Source organism: Burkholderia sp. AU17457 (genome assembly GCF_002223255.1).
Classification (GTDB): Bacteria; Pseudomonadota; Gammaproteobacteria; order Burkholderiales; family Burkholderiaceae; genus Burkholderia; species Burkholderia sola.
On record NZ_NKFB01000003.1, the window covers coordinates 144,025 to 166,039 of the forward strand.

The 22,015-nt window shown below is 68.3% G+C and carries 21 protein-coding genes; 7 read left to right on the forward strand and 14 right to left on the reverse strand.

Features of this window, described 5'->3' with window-relative positions:
• Window positions 1–52: 52 nt before the first annotated feature.
• A complete protein-coding gene (locus CFB49_RS03015) occupies window positions 53–1,201 on the reverse strand; it encodes an anhydro-N-acetylmuramic acid kinase (protein WP_089490671.1) in 1,149 nt (382 codons plus the stop codon).
• A gap of 142 nt (window positions 1,202–1,343) precedes the next feature.
• On the opposite strand from CFB49_RS03015, the gene tyrS reads away from it, so the two are divergent.
• From tyrS to CFB49_RS03030, 3 genes are read left to right on the forward strand one after another with little or no spacing between them, the layout of a single operon-like run.
• Window positions 1,344–2,585: a tyrosine--tRNA ligase gene (tyrS, locus tag CFB49_RS03020; protein ID WP_059581097.1), complete on the forward strand. Its 1,242-nt coding sequence runs from the start codon at window positions 1,344–1,346 to the stop codon at window positions 2,583–2,585.
• Window positions 2,582–3,040 carry a D-aminoacyl-tRNA deacylase gene (gene dtd, locus CFB49_RS03025; RefSeq protein ID WP_069616746.1) on the forward strand — a complete coding sequence of 153 codons (459 nt, stop codon included), beginning with the start codon at window positions 2,582–2,584 and terminating at the stop codon, window positions 3,038–3,040. Before tyrS ends, dtd begins: the two co-directional genes overlap by 4 nt.
• Before the next feature lie 23 nt (window positions 3,041–3,063).
• The gene (locus tag CFB49_RS03030; protein WP_089434550.1) at window positions 3,064–3,726 is read left to right on the forward strand and encodes a histidine phosphatase family protein; all 663 of its coding nucleotides are present in this window, start codon (window positions 3,064–3,066) and stop codon (window positions 3,724–3,726) included.
• Window positions 3,727–3,787: 61 nt separating this feature from the next.
• Here the strand turns inward: CFB49_RS03030 and CFB49_RS03035 are convergent, their stop codons facing one another.
• The 10 genes from CFB49_RS03035 to CFB49_RS03080 all read right to left on the reverse strand — a co-directional run bounded on the left by CFB49_RS03035 (window position 3,788) and on the right by CFB49_RS03080 (window position 14,347).
• On the reverse strand, window positions 3,788–4,915 hold the full coding sequence (locus CFB49_RS03035; protein WP_089490672.1) for a ParB/Srx family N-terminal domain-containing protein: 1,128 nt from the start codon (window positions 4,913–4,915) through the stop codon (window positions 3,788–3,790).
• A gap of 152 nt (window positions 4,916–5,067) precedes the next feature.
• Entirely contained in the window at window positions 5,068–6,018 is a 951-nt protein-coding gene (locus CFB49_RS03040; RefSeq protein ID WP_089434551.1) for an oxygenase MpaB family protein, read from the reverse strand.
• A 24-nt stretch (window positions 6,019–6,042) separates the two neighbouring features.
• Window positions 6,043–7,113, reverse strand: coding sequence for a Holliday junction branch migration DNA helicase RuvB (gene ruvB, locus CFB49_RS03045; RefSeq protein ID WP_089434552.1), 1,071 nt, complete (start codon window positions 7,111–7,113; stop codon window positions 6,043–6,045).
• Window positions 7,114–7,219: 106 nt separating this feature from the next.
• Window positions 7,220–7,801: a Holliday junction branch migration protein RuvA gene (ruvA, locus tag CFB49_RS03050; protein ID WP_031402135.1), complete on the reverse strand. Its 582-nt coding sequence runs from the start codon at window positions 7,799–7,801 to the stop codon at window positions 7,220–7,222.
• A gap of 192 nt (window positions 7,802–7,993) precedes the next feature.
• Window positions 7,994–8,536, reverse strand: a complete 543-nt coding sequence (gene ruvC, locus CFB49_RS03055) for a crossover junction endodeoxyribonuclease RuvC (RefSeq protein WP_069616742.1) — start codon at window positions 8,534–8,536, stop codon at window positions 7,994–7,996.
• A gap of 154 nt (window positions 8,537–8,690) precedes the next feature.
• A complete protein-coding gene (purH, locus tag CFB49_RS03060; RefSeq protein WP_050013802.1) occupies window positions 8,691–10,256 on the reverse strand; it encodes a bifunctional phosphoribosylaminoimidazolecarboxamide formyltransferase/IMP cyclohydrolase in 1,566 nt (521 codons plus the stop codon).
• Window positions 10,257–10,300: 44 nt separating this feature from the next.
• Complete coding sequence (locus tag CFB49_RS03065) at window positions 10,301–10,534, reverse strand: Fis family transcriptional regulator (protein WP_006476892.1); 234 nt, start codon at window positions 10,532–10,534, stop codon at window positions 10,301–10,303.
• Window positions 10,531–11,598 carry a tRNA dihydrouridine synthase DusB gene (dusB, locus tag CFB49_RS03070; RefSeq protein ID WP_069616741.1) on the reverse strand — a complete coding sequence of 356 codons (1,068 nt, stop codon included), beginning with the start codon at window positions 11,596–11,598 and terminating at the stop codon, window positions 10,531–10,533. Before dusB ends, CFB49_RS03065 begins: the two co-directional genes overlap by 4 nt.
• Before the next feature lie 138 nt (window positions 11,599–11,736).
• Complete coding sequence (locus tag CFB49_RS03075; RefSeq protein ID WP_089490673.1) at window positions 11,737–12,924, reverse strand: UbiH/UbiF/VisC/COQ6 family ubiquinone biosynthesis hydroxylase; 1,188 nt, start codon at window positions 12,922–12,924, stop codon at window positions 11,737–11,739.
• Between the two features lie 37 nt (window positions 12,925–12,961).
• Window positions 12,962–14,347 (reverse strand): aminopeptidase P N-terminal domain-containing protein, encoded by a 1,386-nt coding sequence (locus CFB49_RS03080; protein ID WP_089490674.1) that lies wholly within the window; start codon window positions 14,345–14,347, stop codon window positions 12,962–12,964.
• 187 nt (window positions 14,348–14,534) lie between these two features.
• Between CFB49_RS03080 and CFB49_RS03085 the strand changes: the two genes are divergently transcribed.
• A complete protein-coding gene (locus CFB49_RS03085) occupies window positions 14,535–15,146 on the forward strand; it encodes a glutathione S-transferase family protein (protein WP_089435312.1) in 612 nt (203 codons plus the stop codon).
• Window positions 15,147–15,256: 110 nt separating this feature from the next.
• On the opposite strand, the gene CFB49_RS03090 is transcribed toward CFB49_RS03085, so the two are convergent.
• From CFB49_RS03090 to CFB49_RS03100, 3 genes are all read right to left on the reverse strand, one after another.
• Complete coding sequence (locus CFB49_RS03090; RefSeq protein ID WP_089490675.1) at window positions 15,257–16,876, reverse strand: FMN-binding glutamate synthase family protein; 1,620 nt, start codon at window positions 16,874–16,876, stop codon at window positions 15,257–15,259.
• Between the two features lie 120 nt (window positions 16,877–16,996).
• Window positions 16,997–18,202, reverse strand: coding sequence for a tRNA 2-thiouridine(34) synthase MnmA (mnmA, locus tag CFB49_RS03095; protein ID WP_089490676.1), 1,206 nt, complete (start codon window positions 18,200–18,202; stop codon window positions 16,997–16,999).
• The gene (locus CFB49_RS03100) at window positions 18,199–18,708 is read right to left on the reverse strand and encodes an NUDIX hydrolase (protein WP_089490677.1); all 510 of its coding nucleotides are present in this window, start codon (window positions 18,706–18,708) and stop codon (window positions 18,199–18,201) included. The genes mnmA and CFB49_RS03100 overlap by 4 nt, the downstream gene beginning before the upstream one ends.
• Before the next feature lie 291 nt (window positions 18,709–18,999).
• Here CFB49_RS03100 and CFB49_RS03105 point away from each other — a divergent pair, with 291 nt between their 5' ends.
• Genes CFB49_RS03105 through CFB49_RS03115 form a run of 3 tightly spaced genes read left to right on the forward strand, consistent with a single transcriptional unit; the run spans window position 19,000 to window position 21,928 of the window.
• Window positions 19,000–20,139 (forward strand): Re/Si-specific NAD(P)(+) transhydrogenase subunit alpha, encoded by a 1,140-nt coding sequence (locus CFB49_RS03105; RefSeq protein WP_069616735.1) that lies wholly within the window; start codon window positions 19,000–19,002, stop codon window positions 20,137–20,139.
• A gap of 11 nt (window positions 20,140–20,150) precedes the next feature.
• Window positions 20,151–20,477 carry an NAD(P) transhydrogenase subunit alpha gene (locus tag CFB49_RS03110; RefSeq protein ID WP_069616734.1) on the forward strand — a complete coding sequence of 109 codons (327 nt, stop codon included), beginning with the start codon at window positions 20,151–20,153 and terminating at the stop codon, window positions 20,475–20,477.
• Complete coding sequence (locus CFB49_RS03115) at window positions 20,474–21,928, forward strand: NAD(P)(+) transhydrogenase (Re/Si-specific) subunit beta (protein ID WP_089434556.1); 1,455 nt, start codon at window positions 20,474–20,476, stop codon at window positions 21,926–21,928. The genes CFB49_RS03110 and CFB49_RS03115 overlap by 4 nt, the downstream gene beginning before the upstream one ends.
• The last annotated feature ends 87 nt before the right edge of the window (window positions 21,929–22,015 follow it).

A 22,015-nucleotide genomic window follows, 5' to 3' on the forward strand; every position in this document is an offset into this window, starting at 1 on the left:
CCCGTTTTTTGTTCGCTCGCGCTGCGGCGCCCGCCCCGCGGCGCGCATCGTATCAGCGCGGATAGAGCGCGCCGAGCACGCGGTTGCCGGCTGCGCCGGTGACCGTCGCGAGATTGCCGGGCTGGCGCGCGGTGAAGCGGTACGCGAGCCACGCGAACGCGAGCGCTTCGACCTGCTGCGGCGGCACGCCGAGCGCGGCCGTCGTGTCGACGGCGGCCGGCACGCCGGCCTCGCGCAGCGCGTGCCGGAGCGCATCGAGCAGCACCGGGTTGCGTGCGCCGCCCCCGCATGCGAACACGGCCTGGCAGCCCGGTGCGTGCTGCGCGATGTCGCGTGCGACCGACACGGCGGTGAGCGCGGTGAGCGTGGCTTGCACGTCCTCCGGCGCAAGCTGCGGGAATGCGGCGAGCTTCGCATCGAGCCACGCGGGATTGAACAGGTCGCGTCCGGTGCTTTTCGGCGGCGGCGCGGTGAAATACGGTTCGTCGAGCAGCGCGTCGAGCAGCGGCGCGTGGACGGCGCCGCGTGCGGCGAACTTGCCGCCGTCGTCGTACGGCTTGCCCAGATGGCGGGTCGCCCATGCATCGATCAGCGCATTCGCCGGGCCGCAGTCGAAGCCGCGCACGTCGCCGCCCGCGTCGGGCAGGATCGTGATGTTGCTGATCCCGCCGAGATTGCAGACGACCCGCGTTTCGCCCGGTGCGCCGAACACCGTCGCATGGAAGGCCGGCGCGAGCGGCGCGCCGTGGCCGCCGGCGGCCACGTCGCGGCTGCGGAAATCGGCGATTACGTCGATCTGGGTCAGTTCGGCGAGCAGCGCCGGATTGTTGAGCTGGCGCGTATAGCCGCGCTCGGGGCGATGGCGCACCGTCTGGCCGTGCACGCCGATCGCGCGGATCTCGTCGCGCGACAGCCCGGCCGTGCGCTGCAATTCATGGCAGCAGACCGCATACCGCGTGACGAGCGCATTCGCCGCGAGCGATTCGCGGTCGATCTCGTTGTCGCCGGGCTGCTGCAGCGCGAACAGCGCGTCGCGCAGCGATTGCGCGAAGCCGACGAACGCTTCCGCGAGCACGGCCGGCGCGCGGCCGGCCTCGAAACGCACGGCGACGCCGTCGACGCCGTCCATGCTGGTTCCCGACATCAGCCCGAAGTAGATGCCGTCTGCGGGATGGGCATGCTGCGGCGGTCGTTGCGGCACGTTGGGTTCTCCTGGATCGTGCGGCGCGGGCCGGTCCCGCGCGCCTTGCGCCCGATTATCCGCGTAACGTGACGCGTCGTTAAGCGATGCGCGCGCAAGTTATGGGAAAATCCCTGTTTTTGCGACATTCTTCCTGGCACCGATGAGCACCGAACCCAGTTCCAAGCCCGTTTTCCCGATCACCGACGAAGTCCGGCATGCGCTCGCCGTCACGAAGCGCGGCGTCGACGAGCTGCTGATCGAGGAAGAGTTCGCGCAGAAGCTCGCGCGCAGCGCGGCCACCGGCACGCCGCTTCGCATCAAGCTCGGCCTCGATCCGACCGCACCGGACATCCACATCGGCCATACGGTCGTGCTGAACAAGATGCGCCAGTTGCAGGACCTCGGCCATACGGTGATCTTCCTGATCGGTGATTTCACGTCGCTGATCGGCGACCCGTCTGGCCGCAACGCGACGCGTCCGCCGCTCACGCGCGAGCAGATCGAATCGAACGCGAAGACCTACTTCGAGCAGGCCGCGCTCGTGCTCGATCGTGACAAGACTGAGATCCGCTACAACAGCGAATGGTCGATGCCGCTCGGCGCGGACGGGATGATCAAGCTCGCGTCGCGCTACACGGTCGCGCGGATCCTCGAGCGCGAGGATTTCACGAAGCGCTTCCAGGGCGGCGTGCCGATCTCGATCCACGAATTCCTGTACCCGCTGATGCAGGGCTACGATTCGGTCGCGCTGAACGCCGACCTCGAACTCGGCGGCACCGACCAGAAGTTCAACCTGCTGGTCGGCCGCGAACTGCAGAAGCAGTACGGCCAGGAACAGCAGTGCATCCTGACGATGCCGCTGCTCGAAGGCCTCGACGGCGTCGAGAAGATGTCGAAGTCGAAGGGCAACTACGTCGGCATCAGCGAGAAGCCGACCGACATGTTCGGCAAGCTGATGAGCATCTCGGACACGCTGATGTGGCGTTACTTCGAGCTGCTGTCGTTCCGCAGCCTCGATGAAATCGCCGGCTTCAAGCGCGAGGCCGAAGGCGGCCGCAACCCGCGCGACTTCAAGGTGCTGCTCGCCCAGGAAATCGTCGCGCGATTCCATTCGCAGGCCGACGCCGAGCGCGCACTCGAGGACTTCAACCACCGCGCGAAGGGCGGCGTGCCGGACGACATTCCGTCGGTCACGCTGGCCGGCGCGCCGCTCGCGATCGGGCAGTTGCTGAAGCAGGCGGGCCTCGTGCCGTCGACGAGCGAAGCGCTGCGTAACATCGAGCAGGGTGGCGTGAAGATCGACGGCGCGACCGTGTCGGACAAGGGCCTGAAGGTCGAGGCCGGCGAGTTCGTCGTGCAGGTCGGCAAGCGCCGCTTCGCACGCGTCACGCTGACCGCATGATCGCGCTGATCCAGCGCGTGACGCGCGCCGACGTGCGCGTCGGCGGCCGGACGACGGGCGAGATCGGCGCGGGCCTGCTCGCGCTCGTCTGCGCGGAGCGCGGCGATACCGAGGCCGCGGCCGACAAGCTGCTCGCGAAGCTGCTCGGCTACCGCGTGTTCAGCGACGCAGCCGGCAAGATGAACCTGCCGGTATCGAACATCGACGGCGAAGGTCGTGCAGGCGGCCTGCTGCTCGTGTCGCAGTTCACGCTCGCGGCCGATACCAACAGCGGGCTGCGTCCGAGCTTCACGCCGGCCGCGCCGCCCGACGAAGGCGCGCGGCTGTTCGACTATTTCGTCGCGGCCGCGCGTATGCGGCACCCGATCGTCGAGACGGGCGAGTTCGGCGCGGACATGCAGGTGTCGCTCGTCAACGACGGCCCCGTGACGTTCTGGCTGCAAGTGCGGCCCTGATTCTTCCCCGGAGACGCGCCGCGATGGCCACCACGCAGGTTCTTTTCATCCGCCATGGCGAGACGGCCTGGAACCGCATCAAGCGCATCCAGGGGCATATCGACATCCCGCTGGCCGACACGGGGCTCGCGCAGGCGCAGCGGCTGGCTGCACGGCTTGGCCGGGAGGCGCGCGACGGCGCGCGGATCGACGCGGTGTATTCGAGCGACCTGATGCGCGCGCAACAGACCGCCCAACCGTTCGCCGATGTGCTCGGGCTGCCGCTGCTGCTGCGCGAAGGGTTGCGCGAACGCTCGTACGGCGCGTTCCAGGGGCACGACAGCACCGAGATCGAGGCGCTGTTTCCGGACGCGTATGCGGCGTGGCAGACGCGCGATCCCGGCTTCGCGCCGGAGGGCGGCGAGTCGCAGCGTGCGTTCTATCACCGCGTGCTGCATGCGCTCGAACCGATCGTCGCCGCGCATCCGGGCGGCCGGATCGCGTGCGTCGCGCACGGCGGCGTGCTCGATTGCGTGTATCGCTTCGCGAACGGGATCGAGCTGTCGGCGCCGCGCAACTATCCGTTGCTCAACACCAGCATCAACGTCGTCGATTACGTGGATGGCCGCGCGCAGGTCGTGCAGTGGGCCGACGTGTCGCATCTCGAAGCCGCGAGCGACGACGACGGGTACCGCAAGGTGCTCTGAGCACGCGGGCCCCGCCGTCCGGCACGGTCGGGCCGGGGTTCCGTTCCCTCCGGTGTGACGCCTACCGCGGCAGCCCGTGGCGTGTCTTGTAGTCGAGCGCGTATGCGATCTTGCCGGGCTTGTCGGCCGTGATCGGCTGGCGCAGCTTGTCGAATTCCCCCTTGCTGTATTTCTTCCCGCCGTTGATCGCATCGGCGCGCCCGAGGTCGGCGCCCGTCTTGCCGTCGATCACGGGGTCCGTGGCCGCGACCATCCGCGTCGACGCATGCCAGACCGCATTCAGGTAGCCTGTGTCGGCCTTCGCCGGATCGGGATCGGTCGCGCCGGGCCGCGTCAGGTCGTAGCCGGCCAGCGCGAACGTGCCCGGCTGCGCGCGCAGCCAGTCGGCCCAGTAGAACTCGAGGTAGTCGGTCGCTTGTGCGGGTTTGCTGTAGCCGATGTCGCGCGTGAAATAGACGAGCGACCGATAGCGGTCGTTCGTCATCCCGAGTGTCAGGCCGAGGCCGGTCGGCAGTTGCGCGGTCGTGATCGGCTTGCCTTCGCCGTTCTTCAGGCGCAGATAGCCGCGGCTTTGCATCTGCTGCCAGAACGCGTCGCCCGAGTAGTCGCTGAGGTTGTCCTTGACGACGACGTGCACGTGCAGCGCCGGGCCGCCGTCGGGCGTCTCGTAGTAAGTCGACAGGCCGTGGTGGCCGTCGGTCAGGTACAGCGCATCGCCGTTCGGGCCGATCACGACGGGGTTCAGCACCGAGCGGTCGCGGCCGTTCGCGTCGGTCGTCGCGCACGTGTAGCTGGCCGGCTCGTGCAGCGACGATCGGGCCGTGTAGCCGCTCGATGCGATGCCGCCGAGGCCTTCGTCCGCGCAGAAGTCGTCGAACTTCTTGTCGGGCTGCCGTTCGTAGCGGCCGAGCTTGTAGTAGATCTGGTCGTAGCCGATCGCGCCCTGCGTCGGATGAAGATCGCCGAGCGTCACGTCGATCAGGTCGCCGGCGCGGGCGGCTTTCCACTGGCCCGGTTGCGGCGGGTTGGCCGCGGGCGGCGTGGGGGCCGGTGCGGTTGTCGTGTCGCCGGACGGCGGTTGTGCGTCCATGCGCGCGACGGCGGCGACATCGTCGCCTCCACACGCGGCGAGGGCGAAGACGGTGGACAGGCTGGCGGCAACGGCGAAACGGATCGGCAGGCGTGGCATCGCGGGCATCGGGGGTTGGTCGGTGGGCGGGACGTCGCGCGGGTCACTGGACATCGGTGACGAGCAGACCGTGCGAGCGCGCGCGGGTGCAAGCCCGTCAGCTTGTCACAGCTATTTGACGGCAAATTGAAATGATCGGAATAAACGGATCGTCAGGCAGACGGAGTGCCGTCGGACGGGGAGGCCGTCGCGCGGCGGCGCGCACGCTTCGACGCGCCGTTCACGAGCGCCCAGCGCAGTATGGGCGCGACCGCGCGTATGCCGGGCCGGACCACCGCGCGCCGCAACGGCGCGAACGTCGACACGCCGAGCATGCGCTGCGCCCACGGCGGCAGCAGGTCGATCCCGGCATGCATCACCAGCGACGCGGCCGGCCGCAGCGCCGGCTTCGCGACCGGCACGTTCAGCAGGATGGACATCACGTCGAACGTACGCGGCCCGGCTTCGAGTTCGGGCAGCATGCGTGCGAGATAGGCGGCCACCTCGGCGCGCGAACGCGGCACCTCGCGGGCGCCCAGCAACTCGGCGATCAGCGCCGTCTCCGCGTAATAGCGGTCTTGCAGTTCGCCAGACAGCGCCGGATTCACGTAACGCAGATGCGCGGCGAGGAAGCTCGACACTTCCGCGACATGCACCCAGGTCAGCAGCGCGGGATCGTCGGCGCGGTAGGGCCGTCCGTCCGGCGCGCTGCCCGAGATGTGCGCGTGGATCGCTTTCACGCGCTCGATCAGCGCGAGCGCGTCCGCGCGGCTGCCGAACGTCGTTCCCGTGATGAACGTGGCGGTGCGCCGCAAGCGGCCGAAGATGTCGGTGCGGAACGACGAATGATCCCAGACGCCCGCGAGCGCGAGCGGGTGGAGCGCCTGCAGCAGCAGCGCGGCGATGCCGCCCGTCATCATCGACGTGAAATCGGCATGCACGCGCCAGCACACGGCGTCGGGGCCGAACAGCCCCGGGTCGCCAGGCGGCGAAGAGAGATCGATCGACGGGCCGCCGCCGCCGGCCGTCAGGTGCGTGATGCCGGCCACGAGCCGCTTGCGGATCGGCTCCGCCCAGCGCGGGCCCGGCACGGTGGTGGGGTGGCGGCTGGGCGGCGTCGTCATGGCGGGTGCGGCTCGGGCGACGGATTACTTCCCGTCCGGGGTATCCCACTCGTCGCGTTCGGTGCGGCGGGCATCGGGTACCGACAGCCCGAAGTGGCGATACGTGAGCAGCGTCGCGACGCGCCCGCGCGGCGTGCGCTGCAGGAAGCCCTGCTGGATCAGGTATGGTTCGAGCACGTCCTCGATCGTGTCGCGCTCTTCGCCGATCGCCGCCGCGAGGTTGTCGATGCCGACCGGGCCGCCGTCGAACTTGTACAGGATCGCTTCGAGCAGCTTGCGGTCCATCAGGTCGAAGCCGACCGGATCGACGTCGAGCATCGCGAGCGCGGCGTCGGCAACGGCCGCGGTGATCTGGCCGTCGGCCTTTACTTCCGCGAAGTCGCGCACGCGGCGCAGCAGCCGGTTCGCGATCCGCGGCGTGCCGCGCGAGCGCTTCGCGATTTCCAGCGCGCCGTTCGGATCGATCTGCGCATTCAGCAGCGACGCCGAACGCCGCACGATGCGCGACAGTTGTTCGGCGTCGTAGAACTCGAGGCGCGCGACGATCCCGAAACGATCGCGCAGCGGATTGGTCAGCATGCCCGCGCGGGTGGTCGCGCCGACCAGCGTGAACGGCTGCAGGTCGAGCTTCACGCTGCGCGCGGCCGGGCCTTCGCCGATCATGATGTCGATCTGGTAATCCTCGAGCGCCGGATACAGGATTTCCTCGACGACCGGCGACAGCCGGTGGATCTCGTCGATGAACAGCACGTCGTTCGCTTCGAGGTTCGTCAGCAGCGCGGCGAGATCGCCCGCGCGCTCGAGCACGGGGCCCGACGTCTGGCGCAGGTTCACGCCCATCTCGCGCGCGATGATGTGTGCGAGCGTCGTCTTGCCGAGACCCGGCGGCCCGAACAGCAGCACGTGGTCGAGCGGCTCGGCGCGGCGCTTCGCGGCTTCGATGAAGATCTCGAGCTGGCCGCGCACCTTTTCCTGACCGACGTAGTCGTCGAGCTGGCGCGGCCGCAACGCACGTTCGAACACCTCCTCGTGCGACGAGGCGGGCGTGGCGGCGATGATCCGCTGTTCGGTGGCGAGTTTGTCGGTTTCAATCATGCGGTCATTGTACCGCGCGACGGCGCCCGAACCACCTGGCCGAACGGCCGACTGGCGGGCGCCGCGCGGCGGCGCGACACTGGCTTCGACGGCCGGATCGACCGCGTTACGCCTTCGACAGCGCCTTCAGCGCGAGCTTGATGCCTTCGGACACTCCGGTGCCGGCCGGCACGTTCTTGATCGCGGCCAGGCCTTCCTTCTCGGAGTAGCCGAGCGCCAGCAGCGCGTTGAGGATGTCGGTCGCATGGTCGGACGGCGACGCGGCGCCGGCGAGCGCGCCGAGATCGGCGCCGAGCTTGCCCTTCAGTTCGAGCAGCAGGCGCTCGGCCGTCTTCTTGCCGATGCCGGGCAGCCGCGTGAGGCGGGCGGCGTCCTGCATCGTCACGGCCTGAGCAAGCTCCTGCACGCTCATGCCGGACAGCACGGCGAGCGCCATGCGCGCGCCGATGCCGGTGATCTTCAGCAGTTCGCGGAAGGTCGTGCGCTCCTGCGGCGTCAGGAAGCCGTACAGCAGATGCGCGTCCTCGCGGACGATCTGCTGCGTGAGCAGCACGATGCGCTCGCCCGTTTGCGGCAGATTGTAGAAGGTGCTCATCGGCACGTCGATTTCGTAGCCGACGCCGTTGCAGTCGACGAGCAGATGAGGCGGGTTCTTTTCGAGCAGGATGCCGGCGATGCGACCGATCATGGAGGACGGGATGCGAGGAAGAAAGCGCGAGTGTAGCGCACGCGCGGCGCAATGCCGATGGGCGCGGCCGTCAGGCCGAAGCGGCGCGTGTCGCGGGCGTGTCGGGCGTGGGTAGAACGGTCGAGCCGGCCGATGCAGCCAAAGCGGCCGACGCAGTCGAGCCGACGTACGTGCCGCGGCGCGCGGCCGGCGTCAGCCGACGAGCCTGCCGCGCCGCACGCGCAGCCCTTTCTGCGCGAGCGCCGGTGCGAGGCCGCCGAGCGTGCTGAGCGTGTCGCCGCCGTGCGCGTGGCAGATCGCCATGCCGAGCGCGTCGGCGGCGTCGGAGCCCGGCTGGCCGGACAGGTTGAGCAGCCGCGTGACCATTTCCTGCATCTGCGTCTTGGTTGCGCGGCCGTAGCCGACCACGGCCTGCTTGAGCTGCAGCGCCGTGTATTCGGCGACCGGCAGCCCGCCCGCGACGAGCCCGCAGATCGCGGCGCCGCGCGCCTGGCCGAGCAGCAGCGTCGACTGCGGGTTCACGTTGACGAACACCTTTTCGATCGCGGCCTGGTCGGGCGCGTGTTCGCGCACGATCGTCGAGACGCCCTGGAAGATCGTGCCGAGCCGGGTGGCCAGGTCGGCCGTCGGCGTGCGGATCACGCCGCTCGTGACATAGGCGAGCCGGTGGCCGCTGACGTCGATGACGCCGAAGCCGGTGACGCGCAGGCCGGGGTCGATGCCGAGAATTCGCATGAGTGAGGAGAATGGCGTGATGCAGCGATACTACAACGAATGGTGCGGCAAGCCGGTCGCCCGGTCGTGCGCGACGGCGCCGCGCAATAAAAAACCCGGCGGGAGTGAGGCCGCCGGGTTCTCGTGCAGCGGCCGCGCGGGCCGCATGCCGCGATCAGTGACGGAAGTGGCGCACGCCCGTCAGGACCATCGCGATGCCGTGCTCGTCGGCCGCCGCGATCACTTCGTCGTCGCGCATCGAGCCGCCCGGCTGGATCACGCAGGTCGCGCCGGCCGCCACGACGACGTCGAGGCCGTCACGGAACGGGAAGAACGCATCCGACGCGACCGCCGAACCGGCGAGCGTCAGGCCCGCGTTCTGCGCCTTGATGCTTGCGATGCGCGCGGAATCGACGCGGCTCATCTGGCCGGCGCCGACGCCGAGCGTCATGCCGTTGCCGCAGAACACGATCGCGTTCGACTTCACGTACTTCGCGACGCGCCAGGCGAACAGCAGGTCGTCCATTTCCTTCGCGGTCGGCTGGCGCTTCGTGACGACGCGCAGCTCGCTCGGTTGCACGTTGCGCGAATCGAGCGACTGCACGAGCAGGCCGCCGCCGACGCGCTTCAGGTCGAATGCGTTATGGCCGTCGCCGAGTGCGATCTCGAGCAGGCGCACGTTCTGCTTCGCGGCGAACACCTGCTTCGCGGCGTCCGTGAACGACGGCGCGATCAGCACTTCGACGAACTGCTTCGCGACGGCTTGCGCGGCCGCTTCGTCGACTTCGCGGTTGAACGCGATGATGCCGCCGAACGCGGAGGTCGGGTCGGTCTGGAACGCCTTCGCATACGCGTCGGCCGAGTCGTTGCCGACGGCGACGCCGCACGGGTTCGCATGCTTGATGATCACGCAGGCCGGCGCGTCGAACGTCTTCACGCATTCCCACGCCGCGTCCGAATCCGCGATGTTGTTGTACGACAGTTCCTTGCCCTGCAGCTGACGGTAGTTCGCCAGCGCGCCGGCCGGCGTCGCGAGGTCGCGGTAGAACGCCGCGCTCTGGTGCGGGTTCTCGCCGTAGCGCAGGTCCTGCACCTTGTCGAACGCCATGTTGAGCGTGGCCGGGTACGCGCTGCGCGATGCGTGCTGCAGCTCGTCGGTCAGGCTCGTCAGGTAGTTCGTGATCGCGCCGTCGTATTGCGCGGTGTGCGCGAATACCTTCGTCGCGAGGCGGAAGTTGGTCGGGTAGCCGATGGTGTTGCCGTTCGCCTTCATTTCATCGAGCACGACCGCGTAGTCGGCCGGGTCGACGACGACCGTCACGTCGCGGTGGTTCTTCGCGGCCGAGCGCAGCATCGTCGGGCCGCCGATGTCGATGTTCTCGATCGCGTCGGCGAGCGTGCAGTCGTCCTTCGCGATCGTCGCGACGAACGGATACAGGTTCACGACCAGCAGGTCGATCGTCGGGATGCCGTGCTGCTCCAGCGCCTGCATGTGCTCGGGCAGGTCGCGGCGGGCGAGGATGCCGCCGTGCACCTTCGGGTGCAGCGTCTTCACGCGCCCATCGAGCATTTCCGGGAAGCCGGTGTAGTCGGCCACTTCGGTCACGGGCAGGCCGGCGTCGGCGAGGAGTTTCGCGGTGCCGCCCGTCGACAGCAGCTTGACGCCGAGGTCGGACAGCGACTTCGCGAAGTCGACGATGCCGGTCTTGTCGGAAACGGAAATGAGCGCTTGCTTGATCATGATGGAACCACCAATAGCCAGGGAAACGGGGACGGGACGGCCGCCTACAGCAGGCCGTGCTGCTGCAGCTTCTTGCGCAGCGTATTGCGATTGATGCCGAGGTACTCGGCGGCGAGCGACTGGTTGCCGCCGGCCTGTACGAGCACGACCTCGAGCATCGGCTTTTCGACGCAGGACATCACCATTTCATAGACGTCGTGCGGATTGGAGCCGTCTAGATCCCGGAAATACACGTCCAGGCTCTCGCGGACACATTGTTCGATGTTGTGCTTGCTCATGCTGCTAACTGGTTATGGTCGTCCGACTCGCCCTGGCTGTTTTCCGCATCGTCATCGACGTAGACGAGGTGGTCCGACAGCGCCTTTTGCGCCTCGAAGAATGCATTGACGGCGGCGAGCTGCTCGCGGGTGGAATCGAGCGTGTTCATTCGGTGCCGGAACCCGTTGGCACCGGAAAGGCCGCGAGTGTACCAGCCGATGTGCTTGCGCGCAGTACGGACGCCGGTGAATTCGCCATAGAAAGCGTAGTGGTCTTCCAGGTGTTCGTTCATCACGTGCTGGATCTCGTCGATCCGCGGCGGGGGCAGCAGTTCGCCGGTTTGCAGGAAATGATCGATTTCGCGGAACAGCCACGGCCGGCCTTGCGCGGCGCGACCGATCATCAGCGCGTCGGCGCCGGTTGCATCGAGCACGGCCTTCGCCTTGGCGGGCGACGTGATGTCGCCGTTCGCGACGACCGGAATGCGTACGGCCGCCTTCACGGCCGCGATGGTGTCGTACTCGGCGTCGCCGCGGTACAGGTCGGCGCGCGTGCGGCCGTGCACGGTGAGCATCGAAATGCCGGCCGCTTCGGCCAGGCGCGCGACCGTGATCGCGTTCTTGTGCTCGCGGTCCCAGCCGGTGCGGATCTTCAGCGTGACGGGCACCGCGTCGGGCCCGGTGCCGACCGCCGCGACGACGGCCTCGACGATCCGCTGCACGAGCGGCTCGTTCTGCAGCAGCGCGGAGCCGGCCGCGACGTTGCAGACCTTCTTCGCCGGGCAGCCCATGTTGATGTCGATGATCTGCGCGCCGTTGTCGACGTTGTAGCGGGCCGCTTCGGCCATCATCGCCGGATCGGCGCCGGCGATCTGCACCGCGATCGGCTCGACTTCGCCTTCGTGGTTCGCGCGCCGCATCGTCTTCGCGCTTTTCCACAGCTGCGCGTTGGACGCGACCATCTCGGACACGGCGTAACCGGCCCCCAGCCGTTTGCACAGCTGGCGGAACGGACGATCCGTCACCCCGGCCATCGGGGCGACGAACAGGTTGTTACGCAATACGTGAGGGCCGATAACGGGCATCGCAATGGCGCCGCCCGCGACGCGCGCGGGCAGGGGGAGGGAAGACGGAAAACGGGCATTTTACCGTATTCCCATGCCCCGCCGATTTGACCCGGTTTGCCTGGTTTGCCCGGACGGGCTATGCGGTGCGGCCGTGCGTCAGTTGCGCTGGCCGAACATCATCTGGCGCGCGATCGCCTTCTTGAGCGGCGGCACGAATTCGAGCGCGGTGAGCGCCGCGCCGCGCAGCAGCGGAAGCGGGCCCGTGTCGGTCGTAAACAGCCGCGCCAGCGTGTCGGTCGCGCCGATCGTGAAGCGCCGGTCGAGCGCGCGGCGCGCGTTGAAGGTCGCGAGCGCGGTCGCTTCGAAGCCTTGCGCGGACAGCGTGTCGACGAGCGTGTGCGCATCGCGCAGCCCGAGGTTGAGCCCCTGGCCCGCCACCGGGTGCAGCGTCTGCGCGGCATTGCCGACGACCGCGACGCGGCCGCTGACGAGCGTCTGCGCGGCGTTCAGGCCGAGCGGGAACGATGCGCGCCCGGCGATCGCGACGAACGCGCCCATGCGTTCGCCGAACACGCCGCCGAGCTCGCGCAGGAATGCGTCGTCGGGTAGCGCGGCGCGTCGCGCGGCTTCGTCGGGCGTGCAGCACCACACGAGCGAGTAGTCGGCCTGACGCGGCCCGCCGAGCGGCAGCAGCGCGAGCGGGCCTTCGTGCGTGAAGCGTTCCCACGCGACGTTCGGGCGCGGCGCCGAAACCGTGACCGTGCCGACGAGCGCGGTCTGTCCGTAGTCGCGGCGATGCTTGCCTGCATCGGCCTGCTGTTCGTGGAACAGCCCGCCTTCGGCGTTGATGACGATGCGCGCGCGCAGCGGGCGCTCGCCTTGCGGGCCGTCGAGCGTCAGCGTGACGCCGTCGGCGTCCTGCTGCGGCGCGCGTGCGGTGGTCGACGTCAGCCAGTCGACGCGCGTGCCGCGCACGGCGCCCGCGAGCGCCTGCACGATCGAGCCGTAGCGCACCACGTAGCCGAGCGCGGCGAGCGCGTGTTCGTCGCGGTCGATCAGCGTACGGCCGAAATGGCCGCGCTGCGATACGTGGATATGTTCGATCGGCGTGGCGTCGGCGGGCCACGCGAGCGTGTCGAGCAGCACGCGGCTGCCGTGCGACACGGCGATCGCGCGCGGGTCGTTCGCGCTCGCGGCCGGTTCGCGCGCATCGATCAGTGCGATCGATGCATGCTGTGTCGCGCTGCGGCGCGCGAGCCAGCCGGCGAGCGCGAGCCCGACGGGGCCCGCGCCGACGATGGCGAGGTCGTAATCCGGCGTGGCCGGGGAGGAAGCGGTCGTCATCTTGATTCGTGAAACGGGGGTAACGGTCGGCGGCCGGTCATGCGTCCGCGCGCATCAGCGCCTCGATCTCGTCGGCCGCGACCGGCACGCCGCGCGTGATCAGTTCGCAGCCGTGCTCGCGCACGATCGCGTCGTCCTCGATGCGGATGCCGATGTTCCAGTACTCGGGCGGCACGTCGTCGGCCGCGCGCACGTACAGGCCCGGCTCGACGGTCAGCGCCATGCCGGGCTTCAGCGTGCGCCACGGCAGCGCGCCGTTCGCGTCGCGCGCGGCGAGCCGTTCGCGGTAGTCGCCGCAGTCGTGCACGTCCATGCCGAGCCAGTGGCCCGTGCGGTGCATGTAGAAGCGCGTGTATGCGCGCTCGGCGATCACGTCGTCGACGTTCGAGAAGCGCGTTTTCGGGATGATGCCGGTGTCGAGCAGCCCCTGTGCGAGCACGCGCACCGCCGCGTCGTGCGGCGCCTCGAACGGCACGCCCGCGCGCGTCGCGTCGATCGCGGCCTGCTGCGCGGCGAGCACGATGTCGTACAGCGTGCGCTGCGCGGGCGAGAAGCGGCCGTTGGCCGGGAACGTGCGCGTGATGTCCGACGCATAGCCGTCGAGTTCGCACGCGGCGTCGATCAGGATCAGGTCGCCATCCCGCGCGGCCGCGTTGCCGGCCGGGTAGTGCAGCACGCACGCATTCGCGCCGGCCGCGACGATCGACCCGTACGCGGGCGCTTGCGCGCCGTGCTTGCGGAACAGGTACAGCAGCTCGGCCTCGAGCTCGTATTCGCGGATGCCGGGGCGGCACACCTGCATCGCGCGGCGGTGCGCGAGCGCCGAGATGTACGCGGCGCGCGTCATGATCGCGAGTTCGTGTTCGTCCTTCACGAGCCGCATGTCGTCGAGCAGCGGCGTGAGGTCGAGCAGCGCGTCCGGCGCAGCGACGCCCGTGCGTGCCTGCGCGCGCACCGCGTCGATCCAGCCGGCGAGCTGGCGCTCGAACTCGGCCGATGCGCCGAACCGGTAGTGCACGGTGCCCGCATCGGCGAGCAGGCGCGGCATTTCGGTGTCGATCACGTCGGTCGCGAACGCCGCATCGAAGCCGAACGCGTCGCGCGCGGCGTCGGGACCGTAGTGAAAGCCTTCCCAGATCTCGCGGTCGACGTTCTTGGCGCGGCAGAACAGGATCGATTCCGGCGCGCCGTGCGGCGCGGCCGCATTCAGCACGAGCACGGCATCCGGCTCGGTGAAGCCCGTCAGGTAATGGAAGTAGCTGTCGAACCGGTACGGGTAGGCCGTATCGCGGTTGCGCAGCATTTCCGGCGCGGTGGGGACGATGGCGACGCCGCCGCCCGCGGCACGCAGTGCGGCAAGCACGCGTTCACGGCGCTGGCGGTAGACGTCGACGGCGATGGCGGTATCGAGGGGCGCATTCATCGTTCGATTGTAGCGCCGCCGGACGCCGCGCGTCAGGGCGGCGGCTGGAAGGCCCGCCCGACGGGGCTCGGCGGCGGCTGTTGCAAACCTTCCACAGGCCGGACGGGCGATTTTCTGCCCGGCCGCGCGGGCCGGTTATGATCGACGACAACGTATACTCTCGGCGGTTCCCTTAAAAAGGCAGATGATGAAATTAATCGGTTCGCTCAGCAGCCCGTACGTCCGAAAGGCGCGGATCGTGCTTGCTGAAAAGAAGATCGACTACAAGCTGGAGCTCGAGAACGTGTGGGCGCCGGACACGAACATTCATGCGTCGAATCCGCTCGGCAAGGTCCCGTGCCTCGTGATGGAGGATGGTGCCGCGGTGTTCGATTCCCGCGTGATCTGCGAATACGTCGATACGCTGTCGCCGGTCGGCAAGCTGATTCCGCCGTCGGGCCGCGAGCGCGTCGAAGTGCGCTGCTGGGAAGCACTGGGCGACGGCGTGCTCGACGCCGCTGTCGCGATTCGTCTCGAACACACGATGCGCGACGAAGCGCAGCGCAGCGCGAGCTGGATCGCGCGCCAGCAACGCAAGATCGACGACGCGCTCGTCGCGATGTCGCAGGGCCTCGGCGGCAAGACATGGTGCGTCGGCAATCATTACACGCTCGCCGACATCGCACTCGGCTGCGCGCTCGGCTATCTCGACTTCCGGATGCCCGAGCTCGACTGGCGCGATCGCCACCCGAACCTCGACAAGCATTTCGTGAAGCTGCAGCAACGACCGTCGTTCGTCGATACGCTGCCGCAGAACTGAGCCGCGGCCCGGCCGTCACGCATTCGGCAGACGAAAGAAAAGCGCCCCGCGGGGCGCTTTTCTTTTTGCGGCGCAGGCCGCCCGCCGCCGGAGCAGGCTGACCGCTTGCGTCACTCGATCGATGCGTACACGGCTTCGCCGAGCGTGAACGAATCGCTGCGCGCGATCGGCCACCACTTGTCGTACAGCGAGAAGCCGCAGGTGTGGCCGTCGAGCAGCGCACCGGGTTTCAGGTATTTCAGCAGTTGCGACATCAGGCGCACCTCGTGCGGCGCGACCCGCTGCACGATGTGATGCGCGCGCAGCTCGGACGGATGCGCGAGGCCGGCCGCCTGCACGAGTTCCTGCAGCGCATGCAGCGTATTGCGGTGGAAGTTGTAGACGCGCTCGGCCTTGTCGGGCACGACGAGCGCGCGCTGACGCACCGGGTCCTGCGTCGCGACGCCGGTCGGGCAGCGGTCGGTGTGGCAGTGCTGCGCCTGGATGCAGCCGACCGCGAACATGAAGCCGCGCGCCGAGTTCACCCAGTCCGCGCCGATCGCGAGCGTGCGCGCGATGTCGAACGCGGTGATGATCTTGCCGCTGGCGCCGAGCTTCACGCGGTCGCGCACGCCGATCCCGACGAGCGTGTTGTGCACGAGCAGCAGCCCTTCCTGCAGCGGCACGCCGACGTGGTCGGTGAATTCGAGCGGCGCCGCGCCGGTGCCGCCTTCCGCGCCGTCGACGACGATGAAGTCGGGCACGATGCCCGTCTCGAGCATCGCTTTCGCGATCCCGAAGAATTCCCACGGATGGCCGATGCACAGCTTGAAGCCGGTCGGCTTGCCGCCGGACAGCGTGCGCAGCCGCTCGACGAATTCGAGCAGCCCGCGCGGCGTCGAGAATTCCGAGTGCGTCGCGGGCGAGATGCAGTCCTTGCCCATCGGCACGCCGCGCGTCTCGGCGATTTCCGGCGTGATCTTCGCGGCCGGCAGTACGCCGCCGTGGCCGGGCTTCGCGCCCTGCGACAGCTTCACCTCGATCATCTTGACCTGCGGAGCGGCGGCCTGCTTCGCGAACTTGTCGGGGTTGAACGTGCCGTCGTCGTTGCGGCAGCCGAAGTAGCCGGATGCGATTTCCCAGATGATGTCGCCGCCGTTCTCGCGGTGGTACTTCGACAGCGAGCCTTCGCCGGTATCGTGCGCGAAGCCGCCTTTCTTCGCGCCGAGGTTCAGCGAGCGGATCGCGTTCGCGGACAGCGAGCCGAAGCTCATCGCCGAGATGTTGAAGATCGAAATGTCGTACGGTTGCGCGCGATTCGCGCCGACGCGGATGCGGAAATCGTGGTTCGGCAGTTTCGTCGGCGCGAGCGAATGGCTGATCCATTCGTGCGCGACGGCCTTCACGTTCAGCTCGGTGCCGTACGGACGGTTGTCGGCGACGTTCTTCGCACGCTGGTAGACGAGGCTGCGCTGCGCGCGCGAGAACGGTTTTTCGTCGGTGTCGTCCTCGACGAAGTACTGGCGGATTTCAGGTCGGATGAATTCGAACAGGAAGCGGAAGTGCCCCCAGAGCGGGTAGTTCCGCAGGATCGCGTGGCGGTCCTGGTTCAGGTCGTACAGGCCGAGCGCGACGAGGGCGATGGGGATGGCGATCCACAGCCAGGAGAGGAGGTGGACCGACGCGAGCGCGGCCGCCGCGACGAGCAGCAGCACGGCGCACCACATCGCGAGGTAGCGTCTTGAAAGCATGGGGGGCTCCGTAAGCATTCTGAGGTGCCGCCATGCGTACGCTGCGAAGGCGGCGCGCCGGCCGCGGCGGAATCGTGTTCCGCCGGGCGCGGCGTGCCGCAAGTCTAAACCGAATGGATATCAGCGTGCTTCGGCGAGCGCCGGCGCCTGGCCCGCCGCCGCAGCCTGCCCGGGCTGGCCGGTGGCCGCGGATTCGATGATGCCGCCGCCCAGGCAGATCTCGCCGTCGTACAGCACGGCCGACTGGCCGGGCGTGACCGCCCACTGCGCGTCGTCGAACGCGAGCGAGAAGCGTGCTTCGCCTGCCGGGCCGGCGGCCGCGGCACCTATCGCGGCCCGGCCGAACGCGGCCCGGCCTATCGCGGCCCGGCCGAACGTGCACGCCGCATCGGCCTGCCGGTAGCGCGTCTTCGCGCCGCACGCGAAGCCGTCCGCCGGCGGCTCGCCGGCGACCCAGCTCACGTTGCCGGCGACGAGCTCGCGCGACAGCAGCCACGGATGGTCGTGGCCCTGCACGACGTACAGCGTGTTCGACGCGATGTCCTTCGCGGCGACGAACCACGGTTCGCCGCTGCCGCTCTTGCTGCCGCCGAGGCCGATGCCCTTGCGCTGGCCGAACGTGTAGAACGCGAGGCCGATGTGCTCGCCGACCACCTTGCCGTCGGGCGTCTTCATCGGGCCGGGTTTCGTCGGAAGATAGCGGTTCAGGAAATCGCGGAACGGCCGCTCGCCGATGAAGCAGATGCCGGTCGAATCCTTCTTCTTCGCATTCGGCAGCCCGATCTGCGCGGCGATCTCGCGCACCTTCGTCTTCGGGATCTCGCCGAGCGGGAACATCGTCTTCGACAGTTGCGCCTGGTTCAGCCGGTGCAGGAAGTACGACTGGTCTTTCGTATGATCGAAGGCCTTCAGCAGTTCGAAACGCCCGTCGCGCTCGCGCACGCGCGCATAGTGGCCGGTCGCGATCATTTCCGCGTCGAGCGACATCGCGTGGTCGAGGAACGCCTTGAACTTGATCTCGGCGTTGCACAGCACGTCGGGGTTCGGCGTGCGGCCGGCCGAGTATTCGCGCAGGAACTCGGCGAACACGCGGTCCTTGTATTCCGCCGCGAAGTTGACGGCTTCCACGTCGATGCCGATCAGGTCGGCCACCGACACGACGTCGATCCAGTCCTGGCGCGTCGAGCAGTATTCGCCGTCGTCGTCGTCTTCCCAGTTCTTCATGAACAGGCCGACCACGTCGTAGCCCTGTTCCTTCAGCAGCCATGCGGTCACCGACGAATCGACGCCGCCCGACATGCCCACCACTACGCGACGCTTGCTCATTTGCTGACCGCCTGACGTTCGAATGCCTCGGGGCGCGGAGCGACCGAATGCGTGTGCACGAAATCGAGCGGAATGCGCCGCCCGGAGAGGTAGTCGTCGACACAGCGCATCACCGCGGGCGAACGATGGCGCTCGCTGCATGCGCGCAGTTCGTCGGCCGTCATCCATAGCGTACGGACGATGCCGTCGTCGAGCGCATGGCCCGCGACCGGTTCGCCGGCCGTGCCGCAGAACGTGAAGCGCAGGTAGGTCGCGCCGGCGCTGCCGGGGCGATCGTAATGCGCGAGATAGACGCCGACGAGCGCGTCGGGCGTGAACGGGTGCGCGGTTTCCTCGAGCGTTTCGCGGATCACGGCGTCGGCGAGCGTCTCGCCGGCTTCGAGATGACCGGCCGGCTGGTTGATGCGCAGGCCCGTCGAGGTTTCTTCCTCGATCACGAAAAAGCGGCCGGCGCGCTCGACGAGCGCGGCGACCGTCACATGCGGGGTCCAGATTTCGGGTTTCATGGTTCGGCATTTTACCGGTTGCGCCCGAACGCTGCCGGTCGTTCCCCGCCGGCCGCCCGTTAGACGAATCCGACCCCGCAGATCGTCCATCCCGCCGACGCGTGACGGCGGCGGCCAGACTCATGTCGCATTCGAGCACGGTCGTGCGGAAAGTGCTGGCGGGGCCATCGCTTTCGGTTAAAGTGCAGCGTGAACGCCGTTGCTCGTGAGCCGGTAAGTCAGCCTGTCCGGCTCGTTGTGCAGTAAAGATCGCAAGAAAAGAAATACTGACAATGACTGGAGGAACTGACGATGCATATTGGAGTGCCTGCTGAAACGCGGGCCAACGAGGCGCGCGTGGCCGCGACGCCGGAAACCGTGAAGAAATACGCGGCGGCCGGCCATCGGGTCAGTATCGCGAAAGGGGCCGGCAGCGCCGCCAGCTATCCCGACGAAGCCTATGTGGCCGCCGGCGCCGAATTGACCGACCAGTCGGCCGCTTTGGGTGCCGATCTCGTGCTGAAGGTCCAGGCGCCCACCGACGCCGAACTGCCGTTGCTCAAGCGCGGCGCCGTGCTGGTCGGCATGCTCGAGCCGTTCAACGGCGAGCAGGCGGCGCAACTCGCCGCGGCCGGCGTGACCGGTTTCGCGCTCGAGGCCGCGCCGCGCACGACGCGCGCGCAGAGTCTCGACGTGCTGTCGTCGCAGGCGAACATCGCCGGCTACAAGGCCGTGCTGGTGGCCGCGTCGCTGTATCCGCGCTTCATGCCGATGCTGATGACGGCCGCGGGCACCGTGAAGGCGGCGCGCGTGCTGATTCTCGGCGCGGGCGTCGCGGGCCTGCAGGCGATCGCGACCGCGAAGCGGCTGGGCGCGGTGATCGAGGCGTCCGACGTGCGGCCGGCCGTGAAGGAGCAGATCGAGTCGCTCGGCGCGAAATTCCTCGACGTCCCGTTCGAAACCGACGAAGAGCGCGAAGCCGCGCAAGGCGTTGGCGGCTATGCGCGCCCGATGCCGCCGTCGTGGCTCGGCCGCCAGGCCGCGCTCGTGCACGAGCGCGCGAAGCAGGCCGACATCGTGATCACCACCGCATTGATTCCCGGCCGTCCGGCGCCGACATTGATCTCGGTCGAAACGGCGCAGTCGATGAAGCCCGGCTCGGTGCTCGTCGATCTCGCGGCCGGCCGCGGCCCGGACATCGACGGTCGCAAGGGCGGCAACTGTCCGCTGACCGTCGCCGACCAGGTGATCGTGCACAACGGCGTGACGATCGCCGGCTACACGAACCTGGCATCGATGGTCGCGTCGGACGCGTCGGCGCTGTATGCGCGCAACCTGCTCGACTTCCTGAAGCTGATCGTCACGAAGGAAGGCGCGCTGAACATCGACCTGACCGACGACATCGTCGCCGCGACGCTGCTGTGCCGCGACGGCGAACTCACGCGCAAGTAACGGAGGAGACCATGGAAGTCATCAATCACACGGTGATCAACGTGATCATCTTCGTGCTGGCGGTGTACGTCGGCTACCACGTCGTCTGGAACGTCACGCCGGCGCTGCATACGCCGCTGATGGCCGTGACCAACGCGATCTCGGCGATCGTGATCGTCGGCGCGATGCTCGCGGCGGCGCTCACCGTCGGTGCGACCGGCAAGTTGTTCGGCACGCTCGCGGTCGCGCTCGCGGCCGTCAACGTGTTCGGCGGCTTTCTCGTGACGAGGCGAATGCTCGAGATGTTCCGCAAGAAGGAGCCCAAGCGTATCGAGGGCGGCAAGGAGGGCGCGCGATGAGCATGAACGTCGTTACGCTGCTGTACCTCGTCGCGTCGGTGTGCTTCATCCAGGCGCTGAAGGGGCTGTCGAACCCGAAAAGCGCGCGGCGCGGCAACCTGTTCGGGATGGTCGGGATGGCCATCGCGATCCTCACGACCATCGCGCTGATCGTCAAGCAGGCCGCGTGGCTCGGCGCGAACCTGCCGCTCGGCCTCGCGCTCGTGCTCGGCGCGCTGATCGTCGGCGGGGGCGTCGGGGCATTCGTCGCCGCGCGTGTCGAGATGACGAAGATGCCGGAACTCGTCGCGGCGATGCACTCGCTGATCGGTCTCGCGGCCGTGTGCATCGCGTATGCGGTCGTGTCGGAGCCGGAAGCGTTCGGGCTCGTGCCGCAGGATGCGGTGTCGTCGAGCTTCATCCCGTACGGCAACCGCGTCGAGCTGTTCATCGGCACGTTCGTCGGCGCGATCACGTTCTCCGGTTCGGTGATCGCGTTCGGCAAGCTGTCGGGCAAGTACAAGTTCCGGCTGTTCCAGGGCGCGCCGGTCGTGTACGCGGGCCAGCACCTGATCAACCTGATGCTCGCGATCGCGATGCTCGGCTTCGGCATCCTGTTCTTCATCACGCAGGCGTGGCTGCCGTTCATCATCATGACGGCGATCGCGTTCGTGCTCGGCGTGCTGATCATCATCCCGATCGGCGGCGCGGACATGCCGGTGGTCGTGTCGATGCTGAACTCGTACTCGGGGTGGGCCGCGGCCGGCATCGGCTTCTCGCTGAACAACGCGATGCTGATCATCGCCGGTTCGCTGGTCGGCTCGTCGGGCGCGATCCTGTCGTACATCATGTGCCACGCCATGAACCGCTCGTTCTTCAACGTGATCCTCGGCGGGTTCGGCGGCGAAGCGTCGGCCGGCGGTGCAACGGGCGCGCAGGAGCAGCGGCCGGTGAAGTCGGGTTCGGCCGACGATGCGTCGTTCATGCTCGGCAACGCGGAAACGGTCGTGATCGTGCCGGGCTACGGGCTTGCCGTCGCCCGCGCGCAGCACGCGCTGAAGGAATTGACCGACAAGCTGATCGAGAAGGGCATCGACGTGAAGTACGCGATCCACCCGGTTGCCGGGCGGATGCCGGGCCACATGAACGTGCTGCTCGCGGAGGCGGAAGTGCCGTACGAGATCGTGCACGAGATGGAGGACATCAACGGCGAATTCGGCCAGGTGGACGTGGTGCTCGTACTCGGCGCGAACGACGTGGTGAACCCGGCCGCGAAGAACGATCCGAAATCGCCGATCGCGGGGATGCCGATCATCGAGGCGTACAAGGCGCGCACGGTGATCGTCAACAAGCGCTCGATGGCGGCCGGCTACGCGGGCCTCGACAACGACCTGTTCTACATGGACAAGACGATGATGGTGTTCGGCGATGCGAAGAAGGTCATCGAGGACATGGTGAAGGCCGTCGAGTAACGCAGGCGCCGGCATGCGGCGCCCGTATCGATACGCGGGCGCGGTGCCCCGGACAGGCCCGACCGGCGCAAGCCGGCCGGGCTTTTT